Here is a 25285-nt window from a genome sequence, read left to right as displayed (position 1 = left end):
GCCGTCGCCGTCGGGTGCCGTTACCGCCCCGCCTCGGACAGCGACAGCCCGGTGCCCGCATCGAACAGGTGCGCCCGATCCAGGTCGACAGTGACGAGCAGCCGTTCGCCCGGCGTACCGGTGACGGTGGGTCGTGCCTTGACCTTGAGGATCTCCGTCCCCACTCGGACGTCGACCACCGTTCGGTCACCGAGTGGCTCGAGCCCGTAGAGCTCACCCGACAACGACGCGTGCCCACGTTGCTCGACGGACAGGTCCTCCGCCCGCAGGCCCAGCAGCAGCTCACGACCGTCCTCGGCCGTGGTCCAGCGGGGCCGCGGTAGCGTCCAGCCTGCCGCACCGACCAGACGATCTCCCTCGGCGTGGCAGGCGAGCAGGCTGATCGGCGGGCTCCCGACGAATCCCGCGACCCACTGGTTGGCGGGACGCTCGTACACCTCGGTCGGCGTTCCGACCTGTTGCACCTCTCCCTCCTTGAGGACCGCGACCTGGTCGGCCATGGACAGGGCTTCGACCTGGTCGTTCGTCACGTAGACGAAGGTCGCTCCGAGGCTCCGGTGGATGCGGGTGAGCTCGGTGCGCATCTCGACACGGAGCTTGAGGTCGAGGTTCGTCAGCGGTTCGTCCATGAGAAACGCGCGCGGGCGACGGACCAGCGCCCGGGCCAGGGCGACGCGCTGCATCTCACCGCCCGACAACTGGGCGGGACGACGCTGCAGCAGACGTTCGATGTGCAGCAGGCCCGACATCTGCTCCACGGCGGCGGCGATCTCACTTGACGAGCAGCGGCGTGCCCGCAGCGGCGAGGCGATGTTCTCGTACACCGTGTGTCGCGGGTAGAGGGCGTAGCTCTGGAAGACCATGGCCAGGTCGCGGGCGGCCGGGGTGTCACCGGTCGCGTCCCTGCCGTCCAGATGCACCGACCCGGCGTCAAGCTTGTCGAGGCCGGCTATCGCTCGTAGGGTCGTCGTCTTGCCTGCCCCGGAGGGCCCGAGTACGACGAAGAACGAGCCGTCCGGCACGTCCAGCGTCACCCCGTCGAGTGCCTGGACTTTTCCGAAGGACTTGCGCAGCCCGCGCGCGGCAACGGTTCCCATCAGGCCACCAGCTCTTCCGTGCTCACGTCGTAGACCGCCGGGTTCCCGCCGGTGTGCCGCAGCCCGACCGTTGCGTCAGCGGCGAAACGGACAGTCGGTGGCATCCGAACCCGTACGTCGCGCTGGCCGCCGTGGTCGACCACGTAGATGATTTCGTCGCCCAGCCACTCCGCCGAGACCACGCGGGCCGGGACCGACTGTTCCGCCCCTGGTGCGGTGACTTCCAGCGCCTCCGGCCGGACGCCTGCGATCAGGCGACGGTCGCGCGGCAGGCCTGGCGGTGGCGTGAGGGCCAGTCCGCCCTCACCGCGCAGCTTCCCGTCGGCCACCTCCACCTCGATCAGGTTCATCGGCGGGGAGCCGATGAATGCGGCGCAGAAGAGACTCGCGGGACGGTCGTAGACCTCCAGCGGCGTGCCGATCTGCTCGACACGGCCCTTGTTGAGGATGGCGATTCGGTGACCGAGCGACATCGCCTCGACCTGATCGTGGGTGACGTAGACCATCGTCGCCCCCAGCTCCCCCTGCAGGTGCTTGATCTCGGTGCGCATGTCCGCCCTCAGTTCAGCGTCCAGATTGGTGAGCGGTTCATCCATGAGGAAGGCGCGCGGTCGTCGCACCAGGGCGCGAGCGAGCGCGACGCGCTGCTGCTCCCCGCCGGACAGCTGGCGGGGTCGCCGGTCCAGGAGCGGACCAAGCCGCATCAGCCGGGCGGCCTCGGTGACCCGCTCGTGCACCTCCGGCTTGGGCAGTCCCTCTGCCCGCAGCGGGAACGCCAGGTTGTCGCGGGTCTTCAGATGCGGGTAGAGGGCGTAGAACTGGAACACCATGGCGATGTCGCGCTCGGCGGGCGGCAGGTCGTTGACCAGCGTGTCGCCGATGCGGATGTCGCCCGTCGTCTGCTTCTCCAGGCCGGCTATGGCCCGCAGCGTGGTCGTCTTGCCGCAACCCGAGGGCCCGAGCATCACGAACAGCTCGCCGTGGCCGATCGACAGATCCACGTGTTCAACCGCTACCGTCCCGTCCGGGTAGCGCTTGTGCAGGGCGGTCACCTCGATGCCCGCCATCAGCGTCGCACCGCCCCGAGCGTCACACCGGCGATGAGGTGCTTGCGCACCAGGTACGCGAAGACGAGCACCGGCAGGGCGAACACCACGGAGGCGGCGGCCACGAGACCCCAGTCCGTCGTGGTGCCGCCGATGAGGCCGGCGATCGCGGGTGGGGCCGTCCGGACGTCGTCGCTGGAGGTGAGGAAGGTGGCGAACACGAACTCGTTCCACGAGAAGATGAGTGCGAAGACCGCCGTCGCGGCGATGCCGGGCACGAGCAGGGGAAGGGTGAATCGCCGGAACGCCTGCAAACGGGTGTAGCCGTCGAGCATGGCGGCATCCTCGTACTCCGCCGGCACCTCGTCGACGAAGCCCTTCATCATCCAGATCGTGAACGGGACGTTGAACGCGGTGTAGATGAGAATCAGGCCGAGCTTGTTGTCGATGAGTCCGACCTGGCGGTACATGAGGAAGATCGGGACCACGACCACCACGGGCGGCATGAAGCGCGTGGACAGGATGAAGAACAGTTGGTCCTTCTTGGCCTTCACGGCGAAGCGTGAGTAGGCCCAGGCCGCCGGGACCCCCAGCACGGTGGCCAGCACCGTGGAGACCCCGGCGACCACGACGGAGTTGAGGAACGCGACGGACAAGGCTGAGCGACCGCCGCCGGGGTCGACGAACACGTCCTTGTAATGTTCCAGAGTGATCTTGAAGTCGAAGAACTTGGCGGGGATGGCGTAGACGTCCCGGTTCTCCTTGATGGACGTCTCGATCATCCACAGCACCGGAAAGAGCATCACGACGGCCAGCACGGTCAGCAGCGTGACCTCCAGCACGGAGCGACCTCGGCCGCCCAGGCGCCGCGCGGGGGGCGTGTGGTCCCGGGCAGGACCTGTGGACACGGCCTCGTCGACGGAGACGGCCATCAGCCCTCCTTGAGCTTGTTCAGGTAGCGCAGGTAGAACTGCGTGAGGACGATGACGACGAGGACCATGAGGATTCCGTACGCCGAAGCGGTTCCGGTGTTGAAGCCCAGGAACGCGACCTTGTAGATGTGGAACGACAACGTCTCGGTGGAGACACCCGGGCCGCCGTTGGTGAGGATGTAGACGAGGTCGAACAGCCGGAATGCCTCGATGGCCCTGAACATCACGGCAATGAGAAGCAGCGGCCATACCAGCGGAAGGGTGATGGTGCGAAACCGGAACCACTCGGAGGCCCGGTCGATCGAGGCGGCCTCGTAGAGATACTTGGGAACCGCGGTCAGGCCCGCGAGTGCGATGAGCATGATGAACGGCGTCCATTGCCAGGTGTCGACCACGATCAGGGACAGCAGTGCCGTCCGCTGCCGGGTGAGCCACTCCACCTGCCCCAGGCCGAGCGAGCCGAGCATGCTGTTGACCACGCCGAACTGCGCGTCGAGCATGAAGCGCCAGAACAGCCCGACCACGACCGGCGACAGCATCATCGGAACCAGGAACAGCGTGGTCAGCGCTCCTCGCCCGTGCGTGCGCCGTGAGATCAGGTAGGCGATGCCGAATCCGAGCACTGTCTGCAGGCCGACCGCGCCGACCACGTAGATCAACGTCGTCAGGGCCCTCGTGTGGACCTGCGCCGACGTCAGGATGGCGGTGTAGTTGCCGAACCCGATGACAGTGGCGGGCCCCCCGCGGGTGGCCGAGTAGTCGGTGAACGACAGGTACAACGCCCACAGCAACGGGAACACCGACATGGCGAGCAGCAGCAGCATCGCGGGGGAGATGAAGGCCACGGCGAGCCCGCGGTCGCTCAGCCGAGGGGACCGACGCCGGGCAGGCGGCCTTGCGGACGCCACCTGCCCGGGATCGTCGGTCGTCAGAGGGACGGGGTCACTCACAGTCCGCCGCCACCCTTGCGGTTGCTCGAGTCGAGCACGCCCTGCTGCTCCTTGGCGATGTCGTCGAGCGCATCCTTCGGCTTCTTCGCGCCGTTGAGAGCCGCGTTCACGTTGGTGTTCTCGATGTCGACGAGGCGTGCGTACTCGGGCACGTTCCACATGTCCCGCATCCGCGGAACCGAGTCGGTGTACACCTGGTTGAACGGCCCGGCATTGAGGAACTCGGGCGACTCCAGGGCGTCCGTCCGCGATGGCACGCCACCGGCCGCGGCCCACTTCTTCTGGACGTCAGCCCGCTCGAACCACTTCATGAAGTTCAGGGCCTCGGTCTGGTTTGCCGTGGCGGAGTAGGCCGACACGTGCATCCCCATACCGCCGAGAGGGACCAGGTTCGTCTTCTGGCTCGGCAGGGTGGCGAAACCCAGCTTGTCGAGGATCTGCTCCCGGGTGGTGCCGAGCGTCGACTGCTTCGGATCGAGCAGACCGCCGCTCGCGGCGATCCAGTTGAACGCGATGCAGGCCTTGCCCTGGGCGACAGCCGCGTTCACCTCGTCGATGAACCAGTTGCCGGAGCCCTTGGCGGTCAGCGGCTTCATCTTGTTGACCAGGACGTCCATCGCCTCCTGGCCGGCAGCGTCGTTGATGACGCCATCGATCTTGCGCGTCTTGGAGTCCCAGAGGTTGCCGCCGTAGACGCCGTTGACAGTGTTGTAGGTGACGGCCGCGGCGTCGGAGCCGTTGGCCTGGTGGAAAGCCAGCCCGCTGACGCCGGGGTTGTCCCTTTGGCACTTTTCGGCGGCTGCGATCATCTGGTCCCAGGTCTGCGGCGGCTTGTCGCCGATCAGGTCCTTGCGGTAGATCATCGTCCAGGTGTCGCCGAGCAGCGGCAGTCCGTACAGGCTGGCGTTCTCGTCGCGTTTGCCGGTCTCCGCCTGGGGGAACTGGCCGTAGGCCGCCAGGAGGTACGGGTTGTAGGCCGCGACGTCGATGTTTTCCTTGACGAAGTCGGTGAGGTCGAGGATGTTGCCGTTCGTCACGGCCTCGCCGATGTGTTGCGAGTCCAGGATCGCGATGTCGAAGTCGGTCTTGCGCGCCGCGAACTGGGTGAACATCGCGTCGTGCCAGTTCGCGTTCGGCACAGTGTTGACCTTGACGGTCGCGTTCGGCCGTTCCTTCTTGTACTCCGCGTTCGCGAAGGCTTCCAGTGCCTTGGCGGGCGGCCAGTCGAACCAGATGAAGCTGAGGGTCAGCGGATCCGTGGTGAGCTCCGGGATGGTCGCCGGCGCCTTGGGGGCGCTCGCCTTCTCGCCGTCGTCCTTGCCCTCGCCGCAAGCCGTCATGGTCGTGGCCACCAGCAGCATGGCCGCCGTCGCCAGCCGTACCTTTCGGCCGGGGGCGGAAATTCTTCCTATTCGCTTCGGATGGCGCATCTCTAAGCCTGCTTTCTCGGTGGGGACTTCTAGAACCTCGCTATGTGCTTCGCCGAGCAGTTGCTGGGTTGTTCAGGCGTGTCGCCGGGTTGACGCGGGGGCCGACCCGCGGGCCGGCGTCACGAGTACGCAGCGGTGTACCGGGGCTCCCTGCCGTTGAGAAGTCCTTCGGGCCAGCTGCGGGCTGGTGACGAACCGGGCAGGACGTGGAGCATGATCATGGGAGCTCCAGGTGATCGAAGTGGAGCGATGGCGGGCGGTTCCGCGATCGTGCCGGACGGCGAGCATCCGGCACTTTTCCTATACGATCGAGTTGGGGCGTCAGCATGTCGCAGCCTTGTGACTGATGTCAACAGATTCCCGAAGGTGCAAGAAGGGACCTCACGTCACGATGGACGACGACGCGATGATCGCTCGGGGCCGCAGGGCCGTGACGGGCGCAACGCTGCCGGGAAAAGCTGGCGGCCGGCTTGCCGACGAGGTGTACGACACGCTGCTCGAACAGCTCATGTCGCTACGGATCGAGCCTGGCTCCCGCGTCACGATCGACGTCCTGGCGCGGGAGTTGGGGGTCTCACAGACGCCGATCCGAGACGCTCTGAACCGCATGGAGGCCGAGGGCCTGGTCGTGCGCGTACCCCATGCCGGCTACCGCATTCCTCCCCAAATCACCCGTCACCGATTCGAGGACATGCTCGAGGTCCGCCTGCTCCTCGAGCCGGCCGCGGCGCGCAGGTCCGCCGAACGCGCATCCTCGGAGCAGGTGGCCGGTCTGCGACGGATGTTGGAGGAGATGGCGGAGCTGGAGGGAGGCAACGGGCTCATGGCCTATGGCGCCTTCGGTTTACGCGACGCCGCTTTTCACGATCTCGTCGCCCTGAGCGCGGAGAACCAGGTCATCCGTGAGGCGCTGGCTCGCCTGCACAGCCACGTGCACCTTTTCCGGCTTCACCACGACACCCAGGTCACTCACCTGGCCATGGCCGAGCACGAGGAAGTTGTGGCCGCGATCGCCGCGCGTGACCCTGACGCCGCCGCCTACGCGATGCGTCGGCACATCCTGCGGTCCGGCGAGCGTTTTCGACGGTTGTTCGACGAGATCGAGGGCGCGGGCGCAATGGCGGTAGAGGCTTGACGGGCGCGCTGGGCCCAGGAATGCTAACTCAATCCTGATCGGATCGGATTGGATCCACCTCACCCGCCCCCATACGCGAGGAGAAGCAGGTGCCCAGAGCGCTGCTCCTGACCGGCGACGCCGCCGAGGAGCTCGACACCATGTATCCCTACTACCGAGTGCAGGAGGGCGGCTGGGACGTCGACGTCTCGTCACGGACGATGCGCGACGTGCAACTGGTCATCCACGAGTTCGACCCCAACTCCGACGCCTACGTGGAGAAGAACGGCCGCAAGCTGCCGGTCGACGTGCCCTGGTCCCAGGTCGACGTCGAGCGCTACGACGCCCTCATCATTCCCGGGGGACGTGCCCCCGAGTGGATCCGCGTCGACGCCGACGTCAGGCGCATCACCGAGCACTTCTTCGCGCGCAACCTCCCCATCGCGCTGGTGTGCCACGGCGCGCAGGTTCCAGCGGTGTACGGGCTGCTGAAGGGTCGGAAGACGGCGTGCTTCCCCCCCATCACCGGTGACATGGAGAACGCGGGCGCGACGGTCATCGACGCTCCCGACGTCGTGGACGGCAACCTCGTCTCCTGCCGGGGGTGGCCCGACATGCCGCAATTCGGCAGGGCGATGATGGAACTCTTCTCGAAGTCCGTCGACCCCGCGTCGGCATGAGCACACCGGGCCTGCCCTGGTGACCGCACTTCGGACCATCGCAGTCGACGGCTGCCCCGTCCACGTCCTGGAGAGCGGCACGGGACCCGCGGTGCTGATGCTGCACGGCTCCGGACCCGGCACGACCGGGTCCGGAGCCTGGGCAACGACGGCGCAGGCGCTGGACGGGTCCTGGCACCTGATCGCTCCCGACCAGGCGGGGTTCGGCCGTACACCCATCCCGGCGGGCTCCAGGGGTGGGCTGCGACTGTGGACGGAGCAGGCCGCGGGCCTGATGGATGCTCTCGGTATCGAGGACTACGCCGTGGTGGGTCACTCGATGGGCGGTGCTGTGGCGCTGGCGTTGGCGGCCGCGCGCCCCCGGCAGGTCACCCGTGTCGTGGCTGTCTCGACGATGGGCGCCCCCGGGGCGCCGCTGTCCGCCGACCTCGACGCGGTCTGGGCCGCCCCCGCCGGCCCGATCGGGGCACGAGACATGCTGAGTCGCCTCGTCCTCGACCAAGCACTCGTGACCGATTCGGCCGTCGACGCCCGTGCGGCCGCGATGCGAGCGGGGGCGGCCGCATTCGCGTCGTTGTTTCCGCCACCCAGGGCACGATGGGTCGACGAGCTCACCCTCTCGGCGCAAACACTGGCAGCGGTGCGCGCGCCCGTGCTGCTCGTCCACGGCGCCGAGGACCGGGTCACCCCGCTCAAAACGGCAGCCCAGCCCCTGCTCGACCACCTGGCCGACGTCCGTCTGCACGTGTTCGGCCGATGCGGGCACGTGCCGGCGATCGAGCACCCGCACGAGTTCAGGCAACTGCTGTCGTGCTTCCTCCACCCGGACCGAGGTCACTGAAAGTCGCGGCAGGCCGCGCGACTCAGGGCCGAGTGCTCTTGAGCGCCAGGGCGACGACCGTGCGGAGTCACGGCAGGCCATGAGGGCGAGCCCGTGCCCCGCCGACCTGAGGTCGACGGGGCACCGTTGGTGCGGGGAGTAGATCAGGCGACGAAGCGGGTCCTGCGGCGGCGAACCGCCACGAAGACCGCAGCGCCGGCGGCGAGCAGTACGCCACCGATGCCGGCGGTCAGACCGGCCTTGGCACCGGTGATCGGCAGCGAGCCATCGGTGTCCCCGCCTCCCTGGCCGTCATCCCCACCGGGATCCTCGCTCCCGCCGTCAGCGCTCGCGACGATGGTGATCGTCGCGCTGTCGTTGGCTGGGTTGGGATCCACGCCCGCGTCGAAGGTCAGCCGCACCTGGGCGGCCCGGGTGCCGGCCTCGTCGAGGCGCAGCTCGAACTCGTACTCGATCCTCTCGCCCCGCGCCAGGCGTGTGTGCTCGGTGCAGCGGTACTTCTCGGCGCCGAGCTTTCCGGGCACCCAGTCCCCGTAGCTCGAGCAGGTCATCGGAACGCGTACGGCCGTGACGCCACTCGGCAGCGAGAGCACGGTACGGGCCCGGAGATCCTTGGCTCCGTCGACGTTGACGGACGCCGGGCCGTTGTTGATGTAGCCGACCTTCAACGGCACCGTGGCGCCGACCCTTCCGGTCGCGGTCGTCGGCGTCCCGAGCGCCGCCACCTCAGCCCCCTGGTCACCGCTGACCTGGAGTCTCATCACCGTCGTGCCGTTCTGGTCGTTGACGTCTGTCTGCCGCGACCTGCTGTGCGGGCCAACCGGCTCAAGCCTCAGCTCCCCCTCGGTGCCCTGCTGCCCAAGTCGCACTGGGTTGAAGGACTGGGACTCCTCCCAGTCTGCCGGCGTGAACCAGCGCGCCACGCCCGTGTGACCGTTCGGGGCCGGGTCGTCGGCCGGCACGGTGAAACCGAAGCTGGAGTCCAGCCGTGCGGCGCCGCCCGGCTCGATGGTGTTGGGGAACCGACAGGCAAAGGCATGGCGGAAGGAGTCGGCGGGGCTGTACTCGCAGTTCTTGTACCGCTTCGACGGACCGAAACCGTAGCCGCCTTCGAAGAACAGCACCACGCTGTTGACGGCCTTCTCGCCGCGGTTCGTCACTGTGAGCGGGACGCCGAGTGTGCCGCCGAGGGCGCCTGTCAGCTGGAGCCCCTGCTCGATGCCGGCGAGATCCACGCCCTCACCGATGCTGACGCTCGAGTGGTAGGTGGCCGAACCGCCGTCGCCATCGGTGACGGTGAACTTGATGTCGCCCTGCTGGTCGGGCGTGGCGCTCTTCTTCGCCCGCACGACCAGGTTGACCATGGTCATGTACGTGTAATAGTCGTTCTCCTTTGCCACCACCTTGCAGGTGAGGATCGCACCAGACTCGGTGCAGGAGTCAGTACTGCCGTCGATCCTCACGTCGGCGAAGCCAGCGACCGTGCTCCGGTCCACCTTGACTGTGTATTCGCCCCACTCCATCGTGCTGGTGCGGGTGCGGGCAAAGAGGTTCGATCCTTTTGCAGGGCCGTCGGGGGCGACAACCACATCCCTGGCGTAGAAGTCGAGGTCCTTGGCGGCAGGGGCGGCGAAGGCGGGGATGGCGGAGGCGGCGATGAGCGCGCCTACTACCGCGATCCCGGCAAGCCAGCGCCGGGCGAGTTGCTTGGGCATTACCGGGTTCCTCCGTGGGATTGATCAGTAGAGCCCGTGGAGCTTATGAGGCCGTCAGGGCTGATGCCGCCCCGCTCGGGCGCCACCGGCGGATACGGGCCGAACGGAGGGCCGGCACCTCCGTGAGGTCGGGTGCCGCACCAGGGCGATTGCCGTTTTTCTGATCCTCCGGGGTCGAGCCCCTAACATGGCGTCATGACCGTAGATCTGTTCGCGGGCATCCCCGTTCGCGACTACGACGCCGCGGCGGCCTGGTACGAGCAACTCCTCGGCGCCCCGCCGTCGTTCCTACCGAACGACACCGAGGCGGTGTGGGAACTCGCCGAGCACCGGTACGTGTTCATCGAGGTGCGGCCCGACCATGCCGGACACGCCATGCACACCGTCTTCGTCAGCGACTTCGACGCCCGCATCGCCCAGATCGTCGAGCGCGGCCTGGAGCCGGCCGTGCGTGAGACCTACGACAACGGCGTCCGCAAGGCCACCTTCCGCGACCCGGACGGCAACGAGATCGGCATCGGCGGGGAGCCGGTCTGACGGAGGTCCGCGCGGTTCACCACCACGACCAGGCCGTGCCGGCGGGCCACCAGCGAACCGCACCCAGGTTGCCGAAGCGATCGCCGGATACCGGAAGTCACACGCGGCGCGGCGCGGTGTCGTCCTGCCAGCGGTAGAGGTCGCGCAGCAGGGAGATCTCGGCGCCGTGATGGATCAGCTCCCTGTTGACGTGCAGGACGATGCCCTCCATGGGAAACCGTTCGGGACCCACAGTGGGCGGATTCTCCAGGTCGGCGTCCGAGAGTCCGCGGACTCCCGCGTTCCATCTCCCGTACATCTCGTCGAGCTGTCTCAGCGCCTCGTCGGCGGTCCCCGCGTAGGCGAACGTCTGGGAGTCGACGTCCTGGCCGCCGAAGTGCCATCCGACCCGGTAGCCCAGGCAGGAGACGATGATGTGCGCCAGACGCCAGGCAATCGTGGTCACCGGAGCCGGCACCGGGTCAGGGGATGCGAAGTCCATCGTCCATTCCCCTGAACCCGCCGACATCGGTGCGGCCGACGTGCCACGTGGGCGGATGCTCCAGCAGCCCCGCACCGGCTCCCAGAAGTACTCCTCATCGGCGAGACCGTGCAACCGCGGCCGCAGGTTCCTGTGCCAGTGCCGGTCCAACTGGTCCGCGATTCGCTCGCTCCTTGTCATTTCCCGCACGTTACCTACAGCAGAGCGCTGGCTGCGTCCCTCGCGGACGCCGTCAACGGCCGTGGGCCGCGAGCGCATACCGCACCAGGGGATGACGCTGGGGCCGCTGTGCCCTTCGGGCCGCGCCGCGTGAGTGACTGTTGACATTGACAACCCGGCTGGCTGGGTCGGGTTTCCCTGACCCAGGTGTGCCAGTCTCGACCGATGACGCGCATGGCAGACCTGGGAGCGGTCGATTGGCCGCCTGCTCCGATCAGGACCGAGAGGCTCGTGCTCCGTGCGCCCGAGGCCCGGGACGGTGCTGCGTTCATCGAGCTGCTGGCGTCGCCAAAGGTGAACACCTACCTCGGTGGTCCGCGCCTGCCTGGCGAGCTTGAGCGCGAGATGCCCGGAGTGCCCGAGCGGTGGCCCGGGAGCTTTGTCGTTGATCTCGACGGGGCGATGATCGGCCAGATCCTGCTCAGAAGAGCAACGGGCCACCATCGCCCGGCTGCCATGGGGAAGGTCGACCTCGGTTACCTGTTCCTGCCACAGGCGTGGGGATTCGGGTACGCCGCCGAGGCGTGCGCGGCGGCACTCGACTGGCTCGACGGCGTCCTCCCCGGCGATCCGGTGGTGCTCACCACCCAAACCGCCAACGTCGGCTCGATGCGCCTTGCGGCAAAGCTCGGGTTCGTGGAGGTGGAGCGGTTCCACGCCTGGGACGCCGAGCAGTGGCTCGGCCTGCCTGCAACAGAGGCGCTCGAGCCTGCATCGGAGTGAGCCTGGGGACGGCCGCCGAACGCGGCCGTCCCCAGAGGTAGTGCGGGTGTCACCCGAGGTTCAGCGGATCGCCGCCCCGCCGGTGGGGGTCGGCTGGACCCGCTCGAACCGCACCTTGCTCAGCCACCCCGGGAGGTCACTGAGCACGTACAGCTCGCCGTTCACATCGGCGCCGAACGCCGTCGGCTGGGTGGGGAAGGTGCCGATCTCGGCGGTCTCGTAGCCGCCCGTGGACTTGGGACGCACGGCGAAAGCGCGGGTCGAGCAGTAGTCGCTAGCGATGTAGGTGCCCCGCGCCTCCGGGGTAACCGACCCCCGGTACACCAGGCCGCCGATGATGGAGCAGTTCTCCGTCATGTAGTGGTCGTACTCGACGATCGGGTCGGTGAGCCGCACGCCCGGCCGGCACTGCGTCTCGTCGAAGACCGGCGTGCCCTCTCGGCAGGACCAGCCGAGGTTCGCGCCACGCTGCGACGGGCGGACGTGGTTGATCTCCTCGATCAGGCCCTGACCGACATCACCGATCCACAGCGAGTTGTCGGCCGGGTCGATGGAGAACTTCCACGGGTTGCGCAGCCCGTAGACCCAGATTTCCGGCCGCGCGCCCGCCGTGCGGACGAACGGGTTGTCGTAGGGCACGCAGTAGGGCTTCCCCCCGCAGCTGCGGTTGACGTCGATTCGCAGGATCTTGCCGAGCAGGGTGCCGAGGTTCTGGCCGCTCTTGAACGGGTCGTTCGCGAAGCCACCGTCGCCGAGGGACCAGTAGAGGTAGCCGTCGCGGCCGAAGGCCACCTGTCCGCCGTTGTGGTTGCCGTACTCGGCGTGCGCCTGGGTGAGCAGCACCTGCACCCGGTCAGGAGCGTTGATGGACACTCGCGCCAGGGTCAGCGCGCCGGCCGGCAGGCTCGTGTAGGCCACGTAGAGCATGCCGGTCCGCGCGAAGTTCGGCGCCGGAGTGATGCCGAGAAGGCCGCGCTCGTTGTCCGACGCGTCGATCCGGGCGGTCAGGTCGATCACCGGGTCGGGTGCCAGGCCGGTGTCGGGGTGGTAGGCGCGGACGGTGCCGTTCTTCTCCGCGATCAGCATCCGGCCGTCCGGCAGCCCGGTGATCGCGATCGGACGCTGCAGACCGAAAGCCACCCGTTCGGAGACCACGGTCAGCTCAGCGAGTGCCACAGCACGGGGTTTGGATGGGCCGGCCGCGGCGGTGCCGGCCACCGGCGATGGTGGCGACAGAGACGCAGCCAGGGCCAGAACGAGCAACCCGGCCAGCATGGCGGCCGGGCGACGACGTCGTCGTGACATGTTCAGCTCCTCGAGCAGGTGGGTGGTGGACGCGGTCTGGGAGCGTTCCCACGATACATTGGCCTAATTCAATATCCAACCGGCGTCTGCGTGTTGCGGAGCCGGGCCGTCGCGCGACTCCCGGAGCGGGTGACAACGGACGGTAGTGTGAGTCATCGATCAATACGAACGGTGGTGCCGGTGAGTCTGATCCAGGCGGGTGTCACCGCGACGACGACAATGTTGGCCGTCCTGATCGGTGGGTGGCTCACCGTCCGGGCTCAGGATCGGCTGTGGCGGCGCGACCAGGATCGACAGTGGCGAGACATCCGGCTGAACGCGTACACCGACTTCATCGGCGCCGTCCGGGAGTACGTGGCCCACGTCCTCAACCCGGCGGCGCGTATCACCGCGGTGCCGCGCCCGCGCGATCCGGGTGATCTCATGCCGTTCTTCGACGACGAGGGCAGCCGCTACCGGGAGCGACTGGAGAGCACCAAGACCGCGCTTCGGCTGGTGGCCGGCAACGTCGAGGTGGTGAGCGGCTCGTCGGAGCTGGTGCGCCAGGCCCGGCTCCTGGCGGCCACACGAGCGGGTAGCGAGGCCCAGGCGTTGCCCGCGGATCGGTTCGACGCCCTGTGGGAGGCCGAGCGCCGATTCATCGAGGTGGCCCGAGCCGAACTCGGGCTGCCCTCCGCCTTCGTGCCCTGACCGGTCAACGCCCGCCCCGTCACGGTCACGCCAGACGCGCCGCCGTCATTCCAGGCCGAAGTCGGCGGGGCTGTCAGCAGCTCTGGCTCTGAACGCAGTCGCCAGGGGCTCGCCTCGGGGGCCGAGGAGGGTCTCCAGGTCGTCGTCCCGGGAATCGGCGTGGTCACCGTCCAGGTCGTGCTCGATGACGTCTGCTAGCAGCTCGGCGAGTTGCGCCAAACCGAAGTACCGCATCGCGTCCACGGCTCGTCTCAACCGGAAGGGCTCGTTCACCTCAACAGCGAAGCCCAGGCCACCACCCATCACCGAGTTGTAGACGCGTAGCAGGTACGACAGCTGCACGATCCCGGGTGGAGTGCCGTCGGGAGCCTCGCCGTCAGCGCCGTAGTCAGCGGCCCGGTTCCAGATGATGGTCAGGTCATCCAGCTCGGCGTGCGTCCACACCTCCTCCACCTCATCCACCGCGCACCCGGGTCCCCTGCGAGCGGTTTGTGTCATGAGGTGGAGGTCGAAGCACAGACGCAGGGTATCGAGCAGGCAACCCGTCTGGCGGCGCCGCTCGCTGTACAACCAGATCGCCGAGCTGACCAACCGCATCAAACAGACGCACGTGCCCTCGCTCAGCCGCACGATCTGCGTGTCAGAGACAACAGCCACGGTGCCACCCCAGACACCACGTAAGCGTTGTCGCAACTCCGCTGCTGTCCGGCTCGTTGGTAGCCAGGGGGCGGACGGAGGCGGACGATGGCGGCGGGGCGGGGTGCCGAGCTGCTGCGCCCTCCAAGGAGTTCGGGTCGGGCGACGTTCCTGGAGCTGTTCTTCGATCTGGCCTTCGTTGTGGCCCTCACCCGGGTCTCGCAACGATTCGCCGGCTTGGGCGATGACACCGGGTGGACGCTCGTCATGGGGTTCGGGCGTACCCTGCTGCTCTTTCTGGCTCTCTGGTTGATCTGGTCGCACACCGCCTGGATCACCAGCCGGTACGAACCGGAGCAGCCGATCATCCAGGCCGTCGTGGTCGGCACCATGTTCGCCGGCCTGATCATGGCGGTGACGCTGCCCCGCGCCATGGAGGAGCGAGCGCTGCCGTTCGCTGTCGCGTACCTGATGGTGATGGTGGTGCGGCCGCTCGTGGTCGCCGTCGCGCTGCGTGGCCATCCGCGACGGCTGGTGCCCTTCCGGCTTGTCGTGTGGGCTTTGGCGAGCGCGCCGCTGTGGCTGGTCGGCGCGTTGGGCCCGGATCACCTCCGCCTGCCGCTGTGGGTCGTCGCCCTCGCTGTCGACTACCTCGCCTGGACATTGGGCTGGCCGCTACCGTGGCTCGGGGTCTCGAAGGTAGGTCGGTGGCGGATCGCGGGCACCCATCTCGCGGACCGTTACCAGCAGATGGTCCTCATCGCGCTCGGTGAGTCGATTCTGGTTATCGGCGTGGTCTTCAGCGGCGCGGACTACTCCGCCGAGCGGGCAGCCGCCTTCGCGGTCGCGTTCGCCACCAGCGCGCTGCTCTGGCGGATCTACTTCCACCGCGCCGGTCTGCTGCTGACGGAGGCGTTCGACCGGGCGGGTATGCCCGGCCGCCTGGGCGCGGTCTCGGAACGGACGCATATGCTGATCGTGCTCAGCGTGCTCGTCACGGCGGTCGGCTACGAACTGGTGATCGATCATCCGTTCGGGCAGCCTCGACCCAGTTGGCTGCTGTTCGTGGTGGGCGGTCCGATGCTCTTCCTCGTCGCCCGTATGCGGCTGGAATACGAGATCTTCGGCCATGCCTCCCGATCCCAGATCATCGGCTTGGCCGCCCTGCTGCTGTTCACGCCGTTGTTGGCCCGTTGGACGCCGATGGCCGGGCTGAGCGTGGTGGCCGGAGCGCTGGCCCTGGTCGCGCTCCTGGACGCGCTGCGAAGGCGGGGCCGGCCGCTGGAGGTTTCCGCCTCGCCGATCGGTCGGGAGACGTCCGGAGAGCGCGACTCCGAGGCGTGACGCGGCGGTCGGTGGCCCCGATCACCCGTTGGGTCGCGTAAGCGCCCAGCCAGGCACGGACTGCGCTTTCACGTCGAACCGGTGCCTCTCTACCCGGGCAGCAGCGAACGCCACCACGCCGATCACCGCTTCCAGATAGAACGGTCGGTCTTGACGGCGGGGGGCAGAGTCGGTACTGTTCTCACAGACAGAACGTTCGTTCCACCTGGCGCCAGTCTGGTGGACGGTTGTGCCTGAAGGAGAACGCCGTGCCCACCAAGATCACCCTCGTCATCGGTAGCCCCGCCGACCCCGACGAGTTCGAGAAGGTCTTCGCAGACGTACGCCGAGCCGCCGAGACGTTCCCGAAGCTTCAGCGGGTCGAGTCGGCCAAGGTGTGGCCGAAGGAGGACGGCACGCCCACTCCCGCGTACCGGACGCTCGACCTGTACTTCGCCAGCTACGAGGACGCCTCTGCCGCAGTCGCGACGCCCGCCGCCGGTGCCGTCTTCGGTGGGCTCCAGGGCGCCCAGGTGGAGATCACGGGGCTGTTCTCCAACATCGAGTAGCACCGCACTTCCCCTCCCGGCGGCGGCCCCACCCCCGCTGGGCGGCCCTTCACGCTCTGGAATCACCGAGAGGATGACCATGACCACCCTTGCCGTTCCCGGCATCTCGACGACGGCCGCTGCCCTGCGCCGGTTGTACTTCGGTCGCTTCGCCTTCGCCATCGTCTGGGCTGCCGTGACGTTCCCCCTCGCCACGCACCTCAACCCCCTCACCGCCGCGCTGCTCGTGCTCTACCCCCTGTTCGACGTGGCCGCCGCCATCGTCGACGTCCGCGCGTCGCGGGCCACCGGCTCGCCCACCCTGCTGTACGTGAACGTCGCGATCAGCCTGCTCGCCGCGGTGGGCCTGGGCGTCGCCAGCGCGTCCGGTATCCCTGCGGTCCTGCGCGTCTGGGGCGCCTGGGCGGTCGTGGCCGGACTGGTCCAGCTGATCGTGGCCGTCAGCCGCCGCGCGATGGGTGGCCAATGGCCGATGATCATCAGCGGTGGCATCTCCGTTCTCGCCGGTGGGTCGTTCGTCGCGGCCGCCTCCGCGGACAACCCGGCACTGACCAACGCGATCGGCTACGCCATTCCCGGCGCCATCTTCTTCCTCATCGCGGCCATCCGCCTCGGCCGCGCCGCGAAGGGAAACTGACGTGGACAACGCCACGTACGACGTCATTGTCATCGGCGCGGGGCCGGTGGGGGAGAACGTCGCCGACCGCGTCGTGCAGGGCGGCCTGACCGCCGCGATCGTCGAGCGGGAACTGGTGGGTGGTGAGTGCTCGTACTGGGCCTGCATGCCGACGAAGGCGTTGCTGCGCAGTCAGACCGCGCTCCGGGCGGCTCGTCAGCTGCCCGGTGCGCGCGAGGCGGTAACCGGCGAGTTGGATGCGGCGGCCGTGCTGCGCCGCCGGGACGACTTTGCCTCGCACTGGAAGGACGACGGTCAGGTGTCCTGGCTGAACTCCGCGGGCATCGCCCTGTATCGGGGCCAGGGGCGGATCGGCGCCGACCGAATCGTCGAGGTGACCGGCGCGAACGGCGTCACCACCTCGCTCACCGCCCGACACGCGATCGTCATCGCGACCGGAAGTAGCGCACTGGTGCCGGACATCGCCGGTCTGCGCGAGGCGGCACCGTGGACCAGCCGTGAGGCAGCCGCCGCGAGCGAGGTTCCCGGCCGGCTCGCCATCATCGGTGGTGGCGTGGTGGCCACGGAGATGGCGACCGCGTACGCCGGCCTCGGATCGGCGGTGACGGTGCTCGTGCGCGACGGAGTGCTCACGGCGGCGGAGCCGTTCGTCGGCGAGCGGGTCACGCAGTCCCTGCGAGAAGCTGGCGTGTCGGTGCATCTCGGCACCGAGGTCACCTCGGTGAACCGTGACGGGGACGGCACGGTGCACATCACGCTCACCGACGGCGAACAGGTCGAGGCCGACGAGATCCTCGTCGCGATCGGCCGTACGCCGAACACGCACGACGTCGGCCTCGACCGGATCGGCCTGAAGCCGGGCGCCTGGCTCACTGTCGACGACACCCTGCGGGTGGTCGACGGTGCCGGCGGGTTGACCGGCGACGGATGGCTGTACGCGGCCGGGGACGTCAACCGGCGTGTGCTCCTGACCCACCAGGGCAAGTACCAGGCTCGCGCGGTGGGCGACGTGATCGTGGCGCGGGCCCGGGGCGAAGCGGCAGACGACCGCCCGTGGGGTCGGCACGTCGCCACGGCCGACGAGCGTGCTGTGCCGCAGGTCGTCTTCACCGACCCGGAGGTCGCGTCGGTGGGGCTGACCGCAGCCGCCGCCGAGGCCGCTGGACTGCGGATCCGGGTCGTCGACTACGACCTGGCCGCCGTCGCCGGGGCCGCGCTGCACGCCGACGGCTACCAGGGGCAGGCCCGGATGGTCGTGGACGAGGACCGGCGGGTGATCGTCGGCCTCACCCTCGTGGGCCCGGACGTCGCGGAGCTGATCCACGCCGCGACGATCGCCATCGTCGGTGAGGTCCCACTGGAGCGGCTGTGGCACGCCGTGCCCGCGTACCCGACCGTCAGCGAGGTCTGGCTGCGCCTGCTGGAGGCGTACGGCCGCTGACCTGAGCCGTGCCGCCGTCCGCGCCATCGCCGATGAGCTGGGTCATCCCTCACCCGGGGTGACCCAGCTCTTGTCGTGTGGGCTGGTCGCGCAGGGGCTAACCGGCTGACTCCGCCGACTGACGCTCCGAGTTGATTCTGAGGAGCCCTTCCACACCGCGCAGGAAGGTCTCGGACACCAATGTGGGGTCGGAGAGACATCCGGCCGCCATGGCGCCGTCGCGGAGCATGACGAAGTGGCGCGCTGCGGGATCCGCCGTTCCCTCGTGGACCTGTGCCATGAGCGTGGTGATGGTTTCCAGGAACCATTGCCGGTGGGCCATGAGTTCTTGGTGTACGGGATGGTTCGTGTCCGGATATTCCGCCGCGGCGTTCAGGAACGCGCACCCACGGAACCCGGGGGACTGGATGTTCTGGGCGATGGAAGTGGTGATGGCGAGGAGCGGATCGACCGGCGATCGGTTGGCGGCGAGGGCCTCGTCGACCATGCCGCGCTCCAGCTGATGCACCTCCCGCAGGTAGGCCAGGATGAGGTCGTCCTTGCTGGGGAAGTGACGGTAGAAAGTAGCCCTGGTCACCTTCGCCTCGGCAATGATCCGGTCGACGCCGACGGCGTGGATGCCCTCCGCGTAGAAGATCCTGGTCGCCGTCCGGAGAAGCTTGAGGCGTGCCTCAGAGGGCCGGGCAGTGGGTTCGTCGCTCGCCATCCACCTATCTTAGCGACAGAACGTTCGGTCTGATCTGTGCCGGCGGCATTGGGCGCGTCACCCAATTGCCGCGCACCGTGCGGCTCATCTTCTGTCCGAGTCAGATGCCAGCCGGGCGTTTGGCGCTTCGTTCTGCGATCTCGCTGACAGTGGCCTGATCAGTGCCGGATTCTGGATGCTGCAACCCCTTTGGAGCTGGGATCGCGCGGGTTGATTCGCGGTGCCGGGGAAATGCTCCGTCGACCGTCCTCGTCGGTCCGGTCTGCAACCCGCAGGCAGCCGGTCGCGGGCCTCTCGAAAGGAACTCCAGATGAGCGCTGCTTCTGACATGTCTGCCCAGGAGATGCCGACAGTTGTGCTGATCCACGGAGCATTCGCCGGCTCGTCGAGTTGGAATGGGGTGATTGCCGACCTCAAACGTCGCGGGTACCCGGTCATCGCCGTCGCCAACCCGCTGCGCGGTGTGCAGAAGGACGCCGCGTACGTTCGGGCTCTTCTGGACAGCTTGCCCGGACCGGTCGTGATGGCCGCCCATTCCTACGGCGGGCTGGTCATGACCGAGGCCGCGGCCGGTGCCGCCAACGTCAAGGCCCTGGTGTACGTCGCCAGCGTGAGCCCGGACGTAGGCGAAAGTGTGATCGGGTTGCTCACCAAGTACCCCGGAAGTCAGCTCGCCACCAGCATCAACATGGTGCCGATCCCCTCCGACGACGGCGGCACGACAATGGATCAGTACATCTTCCAGGACAAGTTCCCCGAGGTGTTCGCCGCCGATGTCGACCCCGAAACCGCCAAAATCATGGCGGCGACGCAGCGACCCGCCTCGGCGAGCGCCCAGGAGGAGGGCGTGACCAAGGCCGCCTGGAAGACGATTCCCTCCTGGACCTTGATCACCACCCAGGACCAGGGCATTCCGCCGGACCTGCAGCGCTTCCTGGCCGACCGGGCGGGTTCCACGGCAGTGGAGATCGCCGCTTCCCACGCCGTGGCGGTCTCGCAACCCGGCCCGGTCGCAGACCTCATCGACACTGCCGCCCGCGCCACCGCCCGCTCGATGCAGATGTCCAAGAGTCGTCAAGGTTGACGAGGGTTTGCCGAAGCTGCGATGAGCCGTCGGTGAGTCAGTCAGCAGGATTGACGGTGGCGGGCACGCCCGGCCGGCTGGGCGCGGTGTCGGATCAGTGCGGGAAGGCGCGGGGGAGGCGTGCGCCGAGAAGCTCGTCGCGGAACGCTTGGATGCGTGTGATGACCTGGCGTCTGCCGATGGTGTTCTCGATGCGGTCGAGGTAGAGGCATCGGGCCGCGAGTTTGTCGAGATCGACGGTGAAGTAGATCGCCATCAGCGGGTTGACGAACAGGTCCCCGCCGCCGGTGCGTCGGGTGAATCGGACGTCGCCGAACCCGCCGCTGGTGGCGGCGGCGATCTGCCCCTGAACGATGCTCGGCCGCTGCGGGGTAGCCGCCTGGGCGTCAGCGACGGCAGCGCGGTAGAGCTCCGCCTCCCGGCTCGAACCGGGGATGGACAGAGCGCCGAGGTAACCACCGTCGCGGTCGAGCGCGGCGAGGTTCTCCAGCACCTCGACATGGTTGACGCCGTCGTAGGCGTCGATGCCGAAGCCCAGGCTGGTCACGAGCTTGACCGGTACGTCCAGCGCGGCCACGGCGGCCAGGCTGGTCATGTCCTCCACTGGAGTGCCGAGATTGCTTTCATCGCCGCGCAGCAGCACGTCGGTGCCGCCGTCGACCAGCACCACGGCGTCGATGTCGAGGTGTTCCACCAGGTGCCGGTACGCCGTTCGCAGCGGTTGGACACCGAGCGGCGGAAACGCGTACACCGTCGATGGCAGTTCTTGAGCCGCCAGCCATCGGGCGAGCGTCCGCTCCGGGAAGTACCAGTCGGTGCTGGTGGTGTCCGGCCGAACCGCTGCGACGTGCTCCACCATCCACGCGTCCCGGTCGATCAACTCGAGTTCCGAGAAGGAGAGGCTGGCCAGGTGCACCTGCGCGCCAGCGCCCCACAAGGCGAACGCCAAGGGCAGGCCCGCGTACACGTCGAAACCCCCGCCCGCTCCGGCGATGAGGATGTTCCGCGCCGGAGCCAACGCGGCGAACAGTGGCGGAACTGCCAACGAGAACGCACCGGAGTCGGCCGGCGGCGCCACAGGGGTCATCACCGCTCAATGATCACCGAGGCGTGGTGGACACGGCCAACCCTTCTGCCTACGCGGCTAAGCCGCACAGCCTGATCGCTGCGTGAGTGTGAGCTGTCCGAGTTCCTGGGTGCATCGGGTGAGCGCGACGTAGAGGCCGTTCCAGCCGCGCGGTTCGGCGGCGATGCCCTGAGGGTCGATGAGGAGCGTCGCGTCCCATTCCAGTCCCTTGGACTGGGTCGCGGTGAGCACTGGCACATCTCTCAAAACCGCTTGGAGTGTGGGGATGCGGTCCGCGGGGGCGATGACGCCGACAGTGCCGCCGTGCCACCGTTGCCGCAACTGCCGCACCGCTTCCACGGCGGCGTCGGCGAGCTCAGCCGGTGTGATCGTGCGCTCCCAGGGGGCGATGCCGGAGGAGCGTACCGCTCGTGGCGGGGTGTTGTGGCTGCCAGCCTTCGTCAGGACCGGTTCGGTGAGGTCCATGACCTCGCGGGGGGTCCGGTAGCAGATGGTGAGTTCCGCGGCGGTCCAACGGTCGCCGAAGGCAGCCCGTACCGCTTGTGCCCAACTGGTGTGCCGGTGGGCTGCCTCGGCCTGGTCGATGTCGCCGACGGCGGTGATGGAGCGACTGGGACAGCGCCGGAGGACCATCTGCCACTGCATTTCGGACAGTTCCTGCGCTTCATCGACGACGACGTGGCCGTACACCCAGGCGCGCTGGCGGCGAGCGCGTTCGGCGAGGAACTCGCCCTGTGGTTGCGGGGTGTCGACCTCGCCGAGCAGGTCGGCGAGCGCGTCAAGCAGGGGGATGTCGCTTGATGCCCATGGGGTGGGCTCGGCCGCGACGGCGGTGATCTCGTCGGGGGACAGTTGTGGGGCGAACCTGGCCAGCAGGGTGCGGTCGGTCAGGAGGTCACCCAGCAGGGCTTCGGCGTCGAGGGTGGGCCACCATGCCTCGATGAACCGGGCGATGGTGGCGTTCTCGGCGATACGACAACGAAGCTGCTCGACTTCCTCCTCGGAGAGCAACCCGTCGATGTCGCTGCCGGTGGACGTCCGGGTGGAGGCGTGGTCATGCCCCATGCCCTTGTCGACGCGGGCGAGGATGTCCTCGAAGCCTTCCTCCATCTCCGCCATCAGCGCCTCGCGCTGCTCGGCGACGACATCGGCAAGGAGGCGGTGCACCTGCTCGGCGAACGCCGCGCGGGCGCGGTGGTACGGGCGTCCCTGCACCGCCGAGGCGAGCGCCTGCGCCACGGTCGCGGCTGGAACGACGTAGAACTCGCCCTCCCAGCGCAGCTTCAGCTCGCGCGGTCGGGGGAGCAGCGACGCGACGTAGCCTTCGAGCGTGGGCTGCCAGAGAGCGCGACCCTTGATTTCGGCGAGAAGTCGGCTCTCGTCGCGGCCCACCTGAACGTCGGCCAGCAGGGTGTCGCAGGTCGCCGAGGCGACGGCGGTCTCACCGAGCGCGGGCAGCACCTGGGCGATGTACTGCAGGAACCGCGGCGAGGGGCCCAGGACCAGGACCGCCTGGTCGGCCATCTTTCGGTGGGTGAACAGCAGGTACGCGACGCGGTGCAGGGCAACCACTGTCTTGCCCGTGCCGGGACCACCCTGGACGATCAGCGGGCCGGTCGCCTCGGCCCGGACGATGTCGTCCTGTTCGCGTTGCAGGGTGGAGATCGCTGTCGACATGCGACCGGTGCGCCGCTGGTCGAGGGCGGCCAGGAGAGCGCCTTCGCCGACGAGTTCCTCCGTTGCGCTCCCGTCCAGGGGCTCGTCGTCCACGCCGACGACGGCCGATCCCGTCGTACGGATGTGCCGGCGCCGCGCCTGACCCTGTGGGTCGACAGCCGTCGCGGTGTAGAACGGCCGAGCCGCGGGAGCGCGCCAGTCCACCAGCAGTGGCTCAGTGTCGTCGCCGTCATCACGGAGACCGACACGGCCCACGTGGCGCACTGTGCCGTCGAGGCCGTCGAGGCGGCCGAAGACCAACCCCTCATCCGCTCGCCGTAGCTCGTCGTACTGCTGCCGGAGCATGCGCTGCCGGGCCCGCTCCAACGCGTCCATGGGCTCCGACGAAAGTTCGACCTGTAGGTGATCGGCCAGCCTGTCGCGCCGGGCCGTGGCCAAGTCCAGAAACGCCTGTTCCTCGGCGACCGCGGACCGGCGCGCGGCACCCTTTGCGGTAGAGGCCGGCAGTTGGCCGTCAGGTGCTACTTCGCCAACGCCGGCGGTGCCGTTGCTCGGGGCAGACTTCCGGTGCATTCGCAAATCCTTGTATCGGGGTAACCCTCGGCCCGGATGAGCCGCAGCGCATTCGGCGGCAAGCATAGAGTTGGTTGCCCTCAACGGCCACGAAATCCGCCGGCAGAGATCGGAATCTCAATGCCTTGCAGTTCCGGGGATGCTTATGGCCTCACCGGTGCCATTTTCTTATTGACAGTTCAGCCTTCATCTGTTCTGTGGGTGTGTGTTCCGAGTGGTGGGGTGCTCCTCGGACTCACGTCTGGGTGCAGCATGATGGCGGCGTGTCGATGGAACGCGTTGAAGGGCCGGCCACGCTGCTGGCCTGGCTCGCAGACCGTCCCGTTCGGGAGGCAACCACCGGCTACGACGCCGCTGGTTGGCAATCATCGACCTGGGTTCTTCATGCGATGTACGAGAACCCCGGCCTTGCGGATCTCGGTAGTCACGACGAGCTGCGTCGGCGCCGGCTCGAATCTGGCGACCTCGCGCCGGAGATCATCGGAGGCATTAACCTCGACGAGGGCACCACCGACACCGGTATTCCCCTGGGCTTCGTTGTCCGACCGGAGAGTCCGTGGCGACGGACGCTCTGGTCGGACCATCTCACCGAGGGGCAGGCCTCGGATCGGACTTACCCGCCATGCCACCGATGGTTCCCACACCGCAGTTGGCCCGTCGCCGTCCAGCCACCGCCTGAAGGGTCCCTCGACGAGGAGAGCCTGGACGCCCTCCTGGACACCCTGAGCCGGTGTTCGGTCGACGGCGCCAGGACCGACTGCGTCGCCTTCTACGCGTCCTTGCCAGCCGGCAACTTCGACGACCCGCACGTGTGGCGGGGCCCGTTGTCGGCAGTCCCCGACCTGATCGAAGAACGTGGGGGGCCCTACCCGTTCTCACCGACGAATCTGTGGCCCGCGGACCGGTCCTGGTTCGTCTGGACGGATTGGGACCTGCTCGGCACCAAGGTCAGCGGGTCCAGGCAACTGGTCGAGGCAGTCAAGATCCATTCCGCCCTCGAGACGGTGGACTGGCCCGCTCAACCCCGCTAAGCCGATCCACGGCAGACGGTGGCCGAGATCGCCCGGCGCGAGGACGACCACCGCATCGGCGAGGGCCGTTCCGCGCAGGTCAGCTCAATGTGAAGGACACGTCGTCGACGTCGAAGGCGGTGGCGCCGTTGCCAGCCGTCTCGCTGGCGAGGAAGCTGGCCGTCGCGGTGCGCTCGGTAGTGCCCGTTCCGCTCGACATGACGTACTGCCGCCACTGCGCCCCGCCGTCGAAGGCCAGCGAGAACCTCGTCTTCGGGGGTATCCCGGTGACCGCCAGTCCGACGTTCAGGTAGTCGCCACGGCGGGTCTCGGTGGTGGTGGTCCGCACCCAGAAGCGGACCGTCAGGTCGCAGTTGGCCGGCACTGTGACGCTGGTGCGCAGCAGGTCGGCACGCGTCACGTCCAGCCCGGCGAAGGTGGCGTACGCACGGTCGGTGTGTGCGGGTCGGGTCGCGTCGCCGAGCACGACGATGCGGGGGCCGGCCGTCCAGTCGGCGGTGCCGCGCTCGAACCCCGGGTTCGGGTGGATCTGCCCGCTGCAGGGCGGGTCGGCCGCTGGCTGGCCGTGGGATGCGCCGCCCGTGGCCAGGAGCAGCACTGCCGCAACCGAGATGGTGGTGACGAATGCCTTCATCGGTTCCCCCAGCGTCCATACATTCGAGACGGTCTATGTCTATCGACCATGCGCGATGGACGTGGGCGCGTCAAGCCCTTCCCGCCGTCGGCTCCGCCCCGGCGGCGGCTGACCGGACCATGCTGGC

General features: G+C 68.3%; 25 protein-coding genes. 12 read left to right on the top strand and 13 right to left on the bottom strand.

The features are described 5' to 3' along the window. Positions 1 to 20: 20 nt before the first annotated feature. From OG992_RS08555 to OG992_RS08535, 5 genes are all read right to left on the bottom strand, one after another. Entirely contained in the window at positions 21 to 1097 is a 1077-nt protein-coding gene (locus OG992_RS08555) for an ABC transporter ATP-binding protein (RefSeq protein WP_266302920.1), read from the bottom strand. After that, positions 1097 to 2164 (bottom strand): ABC transporter ATP-binding protein, encoded by a 1068-nt coding sequence (locus tag OG992_RS08550; protein ID WP_266302919.1) that lies wholly within the window; start codon positions 2162 to 2164, stop codon positions 1097 to 1099. The genes OG992_RS08555 and OG992_RS08550 overlap by 1 nt, the downstream gene beginning before the upstream one ends. Beyond that, on the bottom strand, positions 2164 to 3075 hold the full coding sequence (locus OG992_RS08545; RefSeq protein WP_266302918.1) for a carbohydrate ABC transporter permease: 912 nt from the start codon (positions 3073 to 3075) through the stop codon (positions 2164 to 2166). The genes OG992_RS08550 and OG992_RS08545 overlap by 1 nt, the downstream gene beginning before the upstream one ends. Continuing rightward, positions 3075 to 3920 (bottom strand): carbohydrate ABC transporter permease, encoded by an 846-nt coding sequence (locus tag OG992_RS08540; RefSeq protein WP_238685072.1) that lies wholly within the window; start codon positions 3918 to 3920, stop codon positions 3075 to 3077. The genes OG992_RS08545 and OG992_RS08540 overlap by 1 nt, the downstream gene beginning before the upstream one ends. Before the next feature lie 101 nt (positions 3921 to 4021). Beyond that, positions 4022 to 5455 (bottom strand): extracellular solute-binding protein, encoded by a 1434-nt coding sequence (locus OG992_RS08535; RefSeq protein ID WP_266302917.1) that lies wholly within the window; start codon positions 5453 to 5455, stop codon positions 4022 to 4024. Between the two features lie 391 nt (positions 5456 to 5846). On the opposite strand from OG992_RS08535, the gene OG992_RS08530 reads away from it, so the two are divergent. From OG992_RS08530 to OG992_RS08520, 3 genes are all read left to right on the top strand, one after another. Beyond that, the gene (locus OG992_RS08530; RefSeq protein WP_238685070.1) at positions 5847 to 6590 is read left to right on the top strand and encodes a GntR family transcriptional regulator; all 744 of its coding nucleotides are present in this window, start codon (positions 5847 to 5849) and stop codon (positions 6588 to 6590) included. A gap of 89 nt (positions 6591 to 6679) precedes the next feature. Then, entirely contained in the window at positions 6680 to 7249 is a 570-nt protein-coding gene (locus OG992_RS08525) for a DJ-1/PfpI family protein (protein ID WP_266302916.1), read from the top strand. A gap of 19 nt (positions 7250 to 7268) precedes the next feature. After that, positions 7269 to 8090, top strand: a complete 822-nt coding sequence (locus tag OG992_RS08520) for an alpha/beta fold hydrolase (protein ID WP_266302915.1) — start codon at positions 7269 to 7271, stop codon at positions 8088 to 8090. A 143-nt stretch (positions 8091 to 8233) separates the two neighbouring features. Here OG992_RS08520 and OG992_RS08515 read toward each other — a convergent pair whose 3' ends face one another. Next, positions 8234 to 9805: an LPXTG cell wall anchor domain-containing protein gene (locus tag OG992_RS08515; RefSeq protein WP_266302914.1), complete on the bottom strand. Its 1572-nt coding sequence runs from the start codon at positions 9803 to 9805 to the stop codon at positions 8234 to 8236. Between the two features lie 195 nt (positions 9806 to 10000). On the opposite strand from OG992_RS08515, the gene OG992_RS08510 reads away from it, so the two are divergent. Then, entirely contained in the window at positions 10001 to 10342 is a 342-nt protein-coding gene (locus tag OG992_RS08510) for a VOC family protein (RefSeq protein ID WP_238685067.1), read from the top strand. 97 nt (positions 10343 to 10439) lie between these two features. Here OG992_RS08510 and OG992_RS08505 read toward each other — a convergent pair whose 3' ends face one another. Next, complete coding sequence (locus tag OG992_RS08505) at positions 10440 to 11003, bottom strand: DinB family protein (protein ID WP_266302913.1); 564 nt, start codon at positions 11001 to 11003, stop codon at positions 10440 to 10442. 204 nt (positions 11004 to 11207) lie between these two features. Between OG992_RS08505 and OG992_RS08500 the strand changes: the two genes are divergently transcribed. Next, entirely contained in the window at positions 11208 to 11765 is a 558-nt protein-coding gene (locus OG992_RS08500) for a GNAT family N-acetyltransferase (RefSeq protein ID WP_266302912.1), read from the top strand. Between the two features lie 60 nt (positions 11766 to 11825). On the opposite strand, the gene OG992_RS08495 is transcribed toward OG992_RS08500, so the two are convergent. Further along, complete coding sequence (locus OG992_RS08495) at positions 11826 to 13070, bottom strand: sorbosone dehydrogenase family protein (protein ID WP_266302911.1); 1245 nt, start codon at positions 13068 to 13070, stop codon at positions 11826 to 11828. Positions 13071 to 13250: 180 nt separating this feature from the next. Here OG992_RS08495 and OG992_RS08490 point away from each other — a divergent pair, with 180 nt between their 5' ends. Continuing rightward, positions 13251 to 13760, top strand: coding sequence for a hypothetical protein (locus OG992_RS08490; protein ID WP_238685064.1), 510 nt, complete (start codon positions 13251 to 13253; stop codon positions 13758 to 13760). A gap of 45 nt (positions 13761 to 13805) precedes the next feature. Here OG992_RS08490 and OG992_RS08485 read toward each other — a convergent pair whose 3' ends face one another. Beyond that, the gene (locus OG992_RS08485; protein ID WP_238685063.1) at positions 13806 to 14222 is read right to left on the bottom strand and encodes a hypothetical protein; all 417 of its coding nucleotides are present in this window, start codon (positions 14220 to 14222) and stop codon (positions 13806 to 13808) included. 282 nt (positions 14223 to 14504) lie between these two features. On the opposite strand from OG992_RS08485, the gene OG992_RS08480 reads away from it, so the two are divergent. The 4 genes from OG992_RS08480 (at position 14505) to OG992_RS08465 (ending at position 18366) form a co-directional block, all read left to right on the top strand. Continuing rightward, positions 14505 to 15740 carry a low temperature requirement protein A gene (locus OG992_RS08480; RefSeq protein WP_266302910.1) on the top strand — a complete coding sequence of 412 codons (1236 nt, stop codon included), beginning with the start codon at positions 14505 to 14507 and terminating at the stop codon, positions 15738 to 15740. A gap of 248 nt (positions 15741 to 15988) precedes the next feature. Beyond that, positions 15989 to 16288, top strand: a complete 300-nt coding sequence (locus OG992_RS08475; RefSeq protein ID WP_266302909.1) for a hypothetical protein — start codon at positions 15989 to 15991, stop codon at positions 16286 to 16288. A gap of 79 nt (positions 16289 to 16367) precedes the next feature. Then, positions 16368 to 16925: a hypothetical protein gene (locus OG992_RS08470; RefSeq protein WP_238685060.1), complete on the top strand. Its 558-nt coding sequence runs from the start codon at positions 16368 to 16370 to the stop codon at positions 16923 to 16925. A 1-nt stretch (position 16926) separates the two neighbouring features. Next, a complete protein-coding gene (locus tag OG992_RS08465; protein WP_238685059.1) occupies positions 16927 to 18366 on the top strand; it encodes an NAD(P)/FAD-dependent oxidoreductase in 1440 nt (479 codons plus the stop codon). A gap of 97 nt (positions 18367 to 18463) precedes the next feature. Here the strand turns inward: OG992_RS08465 and OG992_RS08460 are convergent, their stop codons facing one another. After that, a complete protein-coding gene (locus OG992_RS08460) occupies positions 18464 to 19072 on the bottom strand; it encodes a TetR/AcrR family transcriptional regulator (RefSeq protein WP_238685058.1) in 609 nt (202 codons plus the stop codon). A 310-nt stretch (positions 19073 to 19382) separates the two neighbouring features. Here OG992_RS08460 and OG992_RS08455 point away from each other — a divergent pair, with 310 nt between their 5' ends. Further along, a complete protein-coding gene (locus OG992_RS08455) occupies positions 19383 to 20156 on the top strand; it encodes an alpha/beta hydrolase (protein WP_238685057.1) in 774 nt (257 codons plus the stop codon). A gap of 94 nt (positions 20157 to 20250) precedes the next feature. Here OG992_RS08455 and OG992_RS08450 read toward each other — a convergent pair whose 3' ends face one another. Further along, positions 20251 to 21243 carry a DUF1152 domain-containing protein gene (locus OG992_RS08450; protein WP_266305177.1) on the bottom strand — a complete coding sequence of 331 codons (993 nt, stop codon included), beginning with the start codon at positions 21241 to 21243 and terminating at the stop codon, positions 20251 to 20253. Between the two features lie 57 nt (positions 21244 to 21300). Then, a complete protein-coding gene (locus OG992_RS08445) occupies positions 21301 to 23493 on the bottom strand; it encodes a UvrD-helicase domain-containing protein (RefSeq protein WP_266302908.1) in 2193 nt (730 codons plus the stop codon). 263 nt (positions 23494 to 23756) lie between these two features. On the opposite strand from OG992_RS08445, the gene OG992_RS08440 reads away from it, so the two are divergent. Continuing rightward, a complete protein-coding gene (locus OG992_RS08440; protein WP_266302907.1) occupies positions 23757 to 24524 on the top strand; it encodes a hypothetical protein in 768 nt (255 codons plus the stop codon). 79 nt (positions 24525 to 24603) lie between these two features. Here the strand turns inward: OG992_RS08440 and OG992_RS08435 are convergent, their stop codons facing one another. Then, positions 24604 to 25158 carry a hypothetical protein gene (locus OG992_RS08435; protein WP_266302906.1) on the bottom strand — a complete coding sequence of 185 codons (555 nt, stop codon included), beginning with the start codon at positions 25156 to 25158 and terminating at the stop codon, positions 24604 to 24606. Positions 25159 to 25285 lie beyond the last annotated feature (127 nt).

This window comes from Micromonospora sp. NBC_00362 (assembly GCF_026342155.1).
Classification (GTDB): domain Bacteria; phylum Actinomycetota; class Actinomycetes; order Mycobacteriales; family Micromonosporaceae; genus Micromonospora; species Micromonospora hortensis.
This window is presented reverse-complemented; position numbering and strand designations above follow the sequence as displayed.

Excerpts from the sequence above, each read along its gene's own strand:
- OG992_RS08550 (WP_266302919.1), bottom strand. The coding sequence starts at position 2,164 with ATGGCGGGCATCGAGGTGACCGCCCTGCACAAGCGCTACCCGGACGGG.
- OG992_RS08500 (WP_266302912.1), top strand. The coding sequence starts at position 11,208 with ATGACGCGCATGGCAGACCTGGGAGCGGTCGATTGGCCGCCTGCTCCG.
- OG992_RS08435 (WP_266302906.1), bottom strand. The coding sequence starts at position 25,158 with ATGAAGGCATTCGTCACCACCATCTCGGTTGCGGCAGTGCTGCTCCTG.
- OG992_RS08545 (WP_266302918.1), bottom strand. The coding sequence starts at position 3,075 with ATGGCCGTCTCCGTCGACGAGGCCGTGTCCACAGGTCCTGCCCGGGAC.
- OG992_RS08530 (WP_238685070.1), top strand. The coding sequence starts at position 5,847 with ATGGACGACGACGCGATGATCGCTCGGGGCCGCAGGGCCGTGACGGGC.
- OG992_RS08450 (WP_266305177.1), bottom strand. The coding sequence starts at position 21,243 with ATGACCCCTGTGGCGCCGCCGGCCGACTCCGGTGCGTTCTCGTTGGCA.
- OG992_RS08515 (WP_266302914.1), bottom strand. The coding sequence starts at position 9,805 with ATGCCCAAGCAACTCGCCCGGCGCTGGCTTGCCGGGATCGCGGTAGTA.
- OG992_RS08455 (WP_238685057.1), top strand. The coding sequence starts at position 19,383 with ATGAGCGCTGCTTCTGACATGTCTGCCCAGGAGATGCCGACAGTTGTG.
- OG992_RS08495 (WP_266302911.1), bottom strand. The coding sequence starts at position 13,070 with ATGTCACGACGACGTCGTCGCCCGGCCGCCATGCTGGCCGGGTTGCTC.
- OG992_RS08535 (WP_266302917.1), bottom strand. The coding sequence starts at position 5,455 with ATGCGCCATCCGAAGCGAATAGGAAGAATTTCCGCCCCCGGCCGAAAG.
- OG992_RS08555 (WP_266302920.1), bottom strand. The coding sequence starts at position 1,097 with ATGGGAACCGTTGCCGCGCGCGGGCTGCGCAAGTCCTTCGGAAAAGTC.
- OG992_RS08470 (WP_238685060.1), top strand. The coding sequence starts at position 16,368 with ATGACCACCCTTGCCGTTCCCGGCATCTCGACGACGGCCGCTGCCCTG.
- OG992_RS08460 (WP_238685058.1), bottom strand. The coding sequence starts at position 19,072 with ATGGCGAGCGACGAACCCACTGCCCGGCCCTCTGAGGCACGCCTCAAG.
- OG992_RS08505 (WP_266302913.1), bottom strand. The coding sequence starts at position 11,003 with ATGACAAGGAGCGAGCGAATCGCGGACCAGTTGGACCGGCACTGGCAC.
- OG992_RS08510 (WP_238685067.1), top strand. The coding sequence starts at position 10,001 with ATGACCGTAGATCTGTTCGCGGGCATCCCCGTTCGCGACTACGACGCC.
- OG992_RS08480 (WP_266302910.1), top strand. The coding sequence starts at position 14,505 with ATGGCGGCGGGGCGGGGTGCCGAGCTGCTGCGCCCTCCAAGGAGTTCG.
- OG992_RS08445 (WP_266302908.1), bottom strand. The coding sequence starts at position 23,493 with ATGCACCGGAAGTCTGCCCCGAGCAACGGCACCGCCGGCGTTGGCGAA.